Origin of the sequence: Paracoccus niistensis (assembly GCF_042432925.1) — a bacterium.
GTDB classification, from domain to species: Bacteria; Pseudomonadota; Alphaproteobacteria; order Rhodobacterales; family Rhodobacteraceae; genus Paracoccus; species Paracoccus niistensis.
Map to the genome: position 1 here is coordinate 36,109 of NZ_JBHLWE010000043.1, position 7,349 is coordinate 43,457.

Genomic DNA, 7,349 nt, shown 5'->3' on the forward strand with positions numbered 1-7,349 from the left:
GAGTTGGAAGAGCTCCGATCACGTCCCGTCTCCTGCTCGCTTGTCCTTTTGTAAATTTTTGCGAAAAAAAACTCCCAATCTATCAAAAAATTTAATAATTTCCATTTCTGACGAGCTTGGCATGCCGCTAAGAAGCCATGCGAGAAAGATCATCGTGACATATGTGACGATACCTGCCAGAATCATCAGCACAAGTGTCAATAGGATTGGTGCATCGAGATCCTGAAGCAGATACGGGCTAAGAACATACGCAAGCAGCGCAAACATGGCAGCCGACGCAGCCAGTGGCCGCATGATGACGAATACCTGGCAGCCAAGAGTAATTCCCGTCATCTTCCGAATAAGAATCATGTTCCAGGTCACGTTGATCAGCGCTGCCATACCTCGGCCCCCGATAGCTCCCATAACAGTAGAGAATTCCCCCCCAACCTGCCAACCCGCTACCGCTCCCGCAATCAGAAGGGGCAGACGGATGGAAACGGCGCGCAATTCGCGCCCGAACATCGCCCGCGTACGGCCTAGGGCCATGGCAAGCGGCTGATAGCCTTCGCAGGCTTCGAAGGCCATGATTAGTGCAAGCGCCTGAATCATTGGAACGGCGGGAAGCCACGCTTCCCCGAGCAACAGATGCACTGCCGGCTGCGCAACGGCGGCAAAGCCCGCTCCTATCGGAAGGGCCAGAAGGCACAACAGGCCCTGTACGCGTAGATAGGCGGCGTTCAGTCGACCCATATCGTTCTTGATGCGCGAAAATGCAGGAAACAGCGTCTGCCGGATGGGTCCCAACCCCTCGCGGATCGGCATTCCAGCTAAGTTGTCTGACATGGAGTACTGGCCAAGAATTACGGGCTGGATCGCAGCCCCAAGAATCAGGGGATCGGCGCGCCAATTTATCATCTGTATCGTCTTGCTGAATGTCAGCCAGACCGAGAATGAAAGTAATTCCCGGTGGCCTTGGAGGCCTACTCTCGGATGATAGGGGGCAAGAAAATAGGACGCAATGATCCTGAAGATCCGGGTTGCAGCTGAACCGAAGATTAAGGCCCAGTAATTTTGGAAGATGATGGCGACTATCACTCCGACGACAATTCCAGCTATCTTCTCTGACACGCTGAGGACGAATTCCTGCCAAAACACTAGATTTCTCTGGAACCCGACCAATCGGGGGCTCTGCAGGCCATCAATGAGGGTCATTGCCGCCATAAAAAGAAGAATCGAAAGCAGGCGGGGGTCACCATAGGCAGACGCAATGAACGGAGCACTTGTGCCGATAAGCACGCTCAAAAGAATTGCCCGGATATTATTGAGGGTCCAAGCTGTGTCGTAATGGTAGTCTTGAGGATCGTCGTGTTGAATAAGGGCCTGCGCCAACGAGAGTTCGGTAATGGACCCAATCACCGCCGCCACCGCCCCAGCGATCGCGACCAAGCCAAAATCCTCTGGGGTCAAGAGGCGCGCAAGAATGAGCGTGCTTGCCAAGCCAATGAGTATTACGAAGAGCCGGGCCAAGGCAATCCAGGCCGCGCCTTTCACGACTAGGCTTCTATTGCTCATTGTGCTGTGTATTCCTACTACTAACAGGCCTGCCATCTACAGAACCGTCCAAAATGCTTGTTTAGGTCATCTGACGCTTGAACGCCAACGGGATTGTTCTTCTATCTGCTGCAGCACGCCGGGCGGGTTAGGCAGCCTCGCCGGCGCAAGTGGCAGGCTGCGTAGCAGGCCTGAGTAGTCTGACCTCTGAATAAAGTAGGCTTTCAAGCCAAGTGGAGGAAAGAATATCCCAGCAGAAGCACAAACCCGAAGAGATCGTTGTCAAGCTCCGGCTAGTGGACATGCTGGTGTCACAAAGCCAATCTCAGGCCGAAGCGATGCGCTCGATCGGCGTGACCCAGTTCACCTACTACTGGTAGCGCAAGGAGTATGGCAGCTTGAAGAGCGATCAGGCGGCGCTCCTGGGCCAGAAAGTCGGAACATGCGGAACGCATCCGAGTCCAGCGCTCGTCCAACCGGTTCCACGCAACTGGTAGGTGAAGGACAGAACATTCGCTCGCGAGTCGATCAGAGACGCTGCTCTTATGCACTCTTATCACTTAGCGGGCCCATTCGACACCGCTGGCTGCCGCTTGAGCGTGCGATAGACCGTTGGCCGCGAGACGGAGAACAGCTCGGCGAGATCGCTGATCGAATAGTCCCCGCTGTCGTGCATCCGGCGCAGTTCTTTCTGCTGCCGGTCGGAGAGCTTGGGCTGCTTGCCCCGCAGGCGGCCGCGTGCGCGGGCCAGGGCCATGCCCTCGCGGGTGCGCATGCGGATCAGGTCGGCCTCGAACTCGGCAAAGGTGGCGAGGATGTTGAAGAACATCCGACCTATGGGATCATGCGGATCATGGACGCTGGCCCCAAGCTGGAGACGCACGCCGCGTGCGAGGAGCTGGTCGGCAATGGCACGGGCGTCGGGGACCGATCGCGCGAGGCGGTCGAGCTTGGGGACTACGAGCGTGTCCCCTGCCCTGACCGCTGCCAGCGCCTGGTCTAGGCCCGGACGGGCGCGGCTGGTTCCCGAGAGGCCATGGTCGACATAGACCCGGTCGGGGGCGACCCCCAGGGCCTCCAGCGCCGCCCGCTGCGCGGTGAGGTCCTGCTTGTCGGTCGAGCAGCGGGCATAACCGATAAAGGCGCTGGCCATATTGTCCGCAAGGCCTCCCCCGAGTGAGACGGTCATCGTACCATCCGTTTGAGACAGGCTTTTGCCTGCGATGGCAAGGGGCGGCCGATGCAGCCCGTGCTGCCCGCTGGACGATCCCCTTAAGGACAGTCCAGGCGGCAATGGTCAGCCCTTTCGAGAGCACCGTTGCCTGTTGCCCGACGAGCGCTCAAGGCGGGTTCGGGGCGGTGTCCGCCCGATCCCGCCCGAAGCGCCTTGATGCAGGAAGGGCCTTGTCGTGCCCTCTGGCTGTGGAGGGCCGCATCGACAATGACGCTGGCGATCCCCTGGGCGGCGGGATCTCCAGCGTTTTCGCTCCGGAATGCCTTGCACCCGACTCGGCTCAGTGCGGACGGGCCTGGTTGCGGTAGATGATGGAGGTTCCGAGCGTTATCGTCTGGACCACGTCTTCCACGGCCCGGGGCTGTTCCGCGGTATCGCCGGCTGGCACCGCTTCATCTGTCCCGGTCGGCTGTCCCGCTGTCGCCGCGACGTCAGCCTCTGCGGACGCGGGGGCCTCGGCCGCCATGACGGCATCGGCTGCTGCCTTGAACTCTTCCTGGGCAAAGAGCGACATCTCGAGTGCGCTTGCCCCCACAGGCTGCTGCGCTTCCTGCGGCTCTTCGGCCAGAATCTGCGCGGCGTTTTCCGCGACCCGCATCGCCTCGGGTGTGCCAGCATCGATGAGGCCGCGCAGAACGGCCGCGCGGGCCACGAGGTCGGACTCGCACATGAACTCGGACATGATGGAGCCGCCCTGGTGCCCGGGACGGTCGGCCCTGGCGTCCACATGGGTGAAGCCGGTCAGGAAGTAGCCGTGGGGCACCAGCTTGCTTGCAATCGCCCGGTTCTCGATCTCTGCTTCCTCTCCGGTCTTGTCGCTCAGTCCAACCGCGCGGATCGCGTCGCCGCCATGGCAGCCATTGCAGGTCGTGCTGGCAAAGCGGTGGCGTATGGCTTCCGTGAGAACAGGCGAGGCCTCGGTGGGGATCTCCGCGGCGTAATCCTCGCCCCTCGGGGCCTCCTCCACCTCGCCCGCCAGCCAGGTGTCGACGCGTGGCGGCCGCTCTCCGGGGGCGGAAGGCGGAGGACCGAAAACGAAGCCGGCTGGCGTGATCGAGCTGCCCGCGAGGAAGGGGGCGCCGTTGTGCGACCAGGGAATCGTCGTCTGCGGGAAGCTGCCGATAAACTCCGGTCCCAGGATGTATTTGACAAGCTCGGCCTTCCGCGCGTCGTCGGAGTTGTAGCTGATGTCGGGGTTCATCTGCACCGTTGCGGGCTCGAGGCGGCCGGCATGGGTGATCCGGAATTCGCGCAGTTCCCACTGGTCCGGCCCCGTGGGCGGCCCGGCCAGCTCGTTGGTGCGCAGCTGGCTCAGCATGTTGTTGTTGGGACGTGCAAAGCTCACGTTGCGATCGGTGAAGCCCATGGTGACCTCGCGCAGGGCGGTGTTGTAGGCCTCGCCGAAGTCCTGGGTTGTCAGATTGTGGAACTTCTCAGCCCAGGCGATCGCTTCCTCGGGACGGGTGGCCGGCAGCTCGTATTCGAAGATGAGCAGCATCGGCACGAACTGGCCATCCTGGGTTACCGCCTGGAAGATGAAGCGGCCTTCCCCGCCGCTGAGGACCCGCTTTTCTGCAAAGTTGCCGTTAAGCAGGTCCGGGCGATAGCCGATGGAGAGTAGCCGGAACGGCGCTGCGTTCCAGGCGGCATCGGCTTCGGCGGCTCCGTCCTGGCCGTTCAGCCGATCCACCAGCCCGGAAAAACTTGTCACGCCCGCGGCAGCTATCCAGGGCTGAACAATGATCTTTTCGACATCCGGGCGCATGGGGACATCGAAGCCATGGATGACCTGATCGACGCGCATTGAACCGATCACGGTCTGGATGGCGTCGCCGGGCCCCGCGGCCCCGGTGATCTCGTTAAGAAGATGGCGCAGGCTCCATTCCGTCACCGGCGCGTCGACGACACTGGGATCGGTGATCATCAGCGCATGCGAGATGCATTTGGGACAGCTCGGCCATTGCACGTCAAAGGTGCGTCCTTCGAAGGTGATGTCGCCGAGATCCTCTCCCTTGTTGATCCTGTCGGCATTGGACCCTGCAGGGCAGGCCGGAAGGCCGTTTACCCCGATATAAGCCGCCGAGGCGGCCGGGGGGTCAGCCGTCGCGGCTTCTTGCGCGATCGCTGCGACGGGAAGAACGGACAACATTGCTGCTACGTGAAAAATACGCATTGACCCCACCTTTTCTGGGAATCTGAACATGTCCTTAAGGTTGTCGAGTCGTTCCGCAATCATACCATAAGGAACTGTGCTCTAGTTATGCCAAATGCTTGCGTTTGGCATGACCGAGCTGCTTCTTCGGTCGACTCACATGCCAAGGGGATCGGCGCCCCTTCTCCTCGGGCTTTCTCACCGATGCCTGATCTCCGGCCGGCATAAGGATTGCCTGAGGGATATTTCTTCAATCCAGACATCGGCTATCTGGCGTGATCATCTCATCGCTAAGTGTTCTCAAGGGGGCCTCCTTAAGGACGCCCTCAGGGGACATAGGCCGGCTCGGAACTCCTGCTCCTCTTCCGTTCAGGCCCTCCACCGACTTTCTCGCCGCCTGGCCTGGACGCAGCCTTGTCGAAGCCTCCAGTCTGAATCGTCCTTCCTCAAAACAAGCCGCTCTGTTTCAACTTTTGCTATCATGATTTTGAAACGCTCGCCTGAAAAGCGAATGGGCCCACTCCTCGTACCAGTGTCGGCCTGTCCAGACGGACCAGCTGGGTTTGGCTGAAGGCATCAACCGGAGGTGAAATGCAACTCAGAGGATAGTCTGTTTCAAATAGATGCCCAAATAGACAGGTTGGAAATCAGGTCAGGTTCTATTTTCTACACCTCAGGCACGAGCATTGAGGATGGAATACGCCATGACTGTAAGGGCTCGACGTTTCAGGGCGTTTTCAAAGATCAACATCGTTTCGACGATGGGGAGAAATTTCATCCTGTCGAACCGTGGTCATTTCAGCAGCGATGCTACGCCTGCTCTCTCCTCCTCTGAAGACCACCTGGTCCCTGCCCAAGATCGTCAAAGGGCCCGTCGCCACTGGCCTGCGGGGCTTGCAGCCGCGCTCTGGGGCGCCCTGTGGGGCGGGTCCGCGCTGGCGGGGGGCTATGTCGCACCCATCCTCGAACTGGCTCCCGCCGCACCCGTCGCGACGGCAGGCACGTCACCCAACTGGTGGATGGCACTTGTTCCGTTGTTTCTTTTTGCCCTGCTCGGGCGTGCGGATCGGGGAGACAATGGGCTGACCCCCTTGCCCGGGGATTACGGTGGACCCTGCTTCGGGGAGGACACCCTGATCCAGCTCGAGCGCGGCTGGGTACCTGTTCAGATGATCGAGGCGGGAGAGCGGATCGTCACCTCCCGAGGCCTCCAGACAATTCTGGCGGTCGAGTCCTGGCGGCCCGTGGACTATCGCGACCGCCCCTTTGTTGTCGAAGGGGTGCGCCTGTCGCCCAATCACGGCGTGGCAGCCGGGGAGATCATTGTTCCGGCCTGCAGGCTGAGCACGGCTCGGTCGCCAATCGATGGCGGCAGCTATTTCCACATCCTGGTCGCAGATCACAGCTGGCTGTTCGCGAAGGCCGAGGCCGAGGCGCCTGTCCTCCGGGCGGAAAGCCTTTGCATGACAGCGGACCTGAAGCTGGCCAGGAAGTTTCCTGACCTGGTGGACCGCCATGCTGCCGATCCGGTTGCTCCGGTCCGGGTGGGTCTCAAGGACAGCGCCATGCGGACTGCGGCGTGACCAAGGCTGCATGTCCGCTGGGGATGGCACTGGTCTGTTCCCTGAAAACGCGTCCTTCCTGAAGCAGGGTTTCGAGCCAGAGGGCTCTCCGGGCCTCCACAGGGGGTGCATCACGGACTGGCAGCTGCAGGAGCTGTGATCACAGGCGCAAGCGTCTGCCGGCGCGGCGCGGCATCTTGTGCGGACAGCCGGCCTTTTCATGCCGCGGGAGCGCCACGGAGAGGCCCTGCCTCACTCTGGTGCCTTGGCACAGCTGCGCCTTGTCACCTCGTCGCCTTGTCACTTGGTCACGCTGTTACGGAGTTGCCCCTCAGGGATGACGGTCTGATGCGTCACATAGGGGAATGCTTGTCAGAGCACGGTGCAGTCACAGGTGCGCAGGGTTGCGCTGTCACATCGCAGTGCGGCCGGTCTGCTGCGTCGCCCTTCTGATGGAGTGAGGCTGAGCAGGCTTTCAGCTGTGCCTTTCCGGGATCCTGGTTCCCTGCCCGCTCGGGAGATGCCCGGTTGACGGGTGGGGAGAATGGGAGAAGGATTGATTGGCAGGAACTGCCGAATGTTTACAAACGCGATGCAGGGTGCCCGTGACGCGTCAGAACCTCCCCCTCTCCGAGCGCGACACGGCTCTCCGCCCGCTCTGGACCTTCCTCGAGACCGGGCATGGCTGATCTTGCGGGCGATCTGATCGGGGAGATCCGCCTCGGCCGGGGCGGCGGCGGGCGGTTCCGGAACACGGAGTTCGGCAAGGCCGGCCGGGGCAAGACAGGGGGATCGCTCTTCTCAGCGCGCGCGTGCAACCTGTGGCGGGTGGCGCAGGGCTCGAACGCGGCCGTGCTGAAGAAGATCA

General features: G+C 61.2%; 5 protein-coding genes and 1 pseudogene. 3 read left to right on the forward strand and 3 right to left on the reverse strand.

The genetic code is table 11. From position 1 onward, the window contains the following. Positions 1 to 18 precede the first annotated feature (18 nt). A complete protein-coding gene (locus tag ACFFII_RS14710; RefSeq protein WP_377699625.1) occupies positions 19 to 1,554 on the reverse strand; it encodes a lipopolysaccharide biosynthesis protein in 1,536 nt (511 codons plus the stop codon). A gap of 224 nt (positions 1,555 to 1,778) precedes the next feature. On the opposite strand from ACFFII_RS14710, the pseudogene ACFFII_RS14715 reads away from it, so the two are divergent. Next, positions 1,779 to 1,910: pseudogene (locus tag ACFFII_RS14715) on the forward strand (IS3 family transposase); the annotation flags it as partial. A 179-nt stretch (positions 1,911 to 2,089) separates the two neighbouring features. On the opposite strand, the gene ACFFII_RS14720 reads toward ACFFII_RS14715, so the two are convergent. Then, positions 2,090 to 2,686, reverse strand: coding sequence for a recombinase family protein (locus tag ACFFII_RS14720; protein WP_377699626.1), 597 nt, complete (start codon positions 2,684 to 2,686; stop codon positions 2,090 to 2,092). Positions 2,687 to 3,047: 361 nt separating this feature from the next. Next, on the reverse strand, positions 3,048 to 4,940 hold the full coding sequence (locus ACFFII_RS14725) for a hypothetical protein (RefSeq protein ID WP_377699627.1): 1,893 nt from the start codon (positions 4,938 to 4,940) through the stop codon (positions 3,048 to 3,050). A 671-nt stretch (positions 4,941 to 5,611) separates the two neighbouring features. Here ACFFII_RS14725 and ACFFII_RS14730 point away from each other — a divergent pair. Together ACFFII_RS14730 and ACFFII_RS14735 are read left to right on the forward strand one after the other, a co-directional pair. Beyond that, positions 5,612 to 6,502 (forward strand): Hint domain-containing protein, encoded by an 891-nt coding sequence (locus ACFFII_RS14730; RefSeq protein ID WP_377699628.1) that lies wholly within the window; start codon positions 5,612 to 5,614, stop codon positions 6,500 to 6,502. A 660-nt stretch (positions 6,503 to 7,162) separates the two neighbouring features. Further along, positions 7,163 to 7,349: hypothetical protein (locus ACFFII_RS14735; RefSeq protein ID WP_377699629.1), on the forward strand; the 187-nt coding region annotated here is incomplete at its 3' end.

What these genes read in the sequence shown, in the direction of transcription:
- ACFFII_RS14730 (WP_377699628.1), top strand. Translation starts at nt 5,612, where the DNA reads ATGGAATACGCCATGACTGTAAGGGCTCGACGTTTCAGGGCGTTTTCA.
- ACFFII_RS14710 (WP_377699625.1), bottom strand. Translation starts at nt 1,554, where the DNA reads ATGAGCAATAGAAGCCTAGTCGTGAAAGGCGCGGCCTGGATTGCCTTG.
- ACFFII_RS14720 (WP_377699626.1), bottom strand. Translation starts at nt 2,686, where the DNA reads ATGGCCAGCGCCTTTATCGGTTATGCCCGCTGCTCGACCGACAAGCAG.
- ACFFII_RS14725 (WP_377699627.1), bottom strand. Translation starts at nt 4,940, where the DNA reads ATGCGTATTTTTCACGTAGCAGCAATGTTGTCCGTTCTTCCCGTCGCA.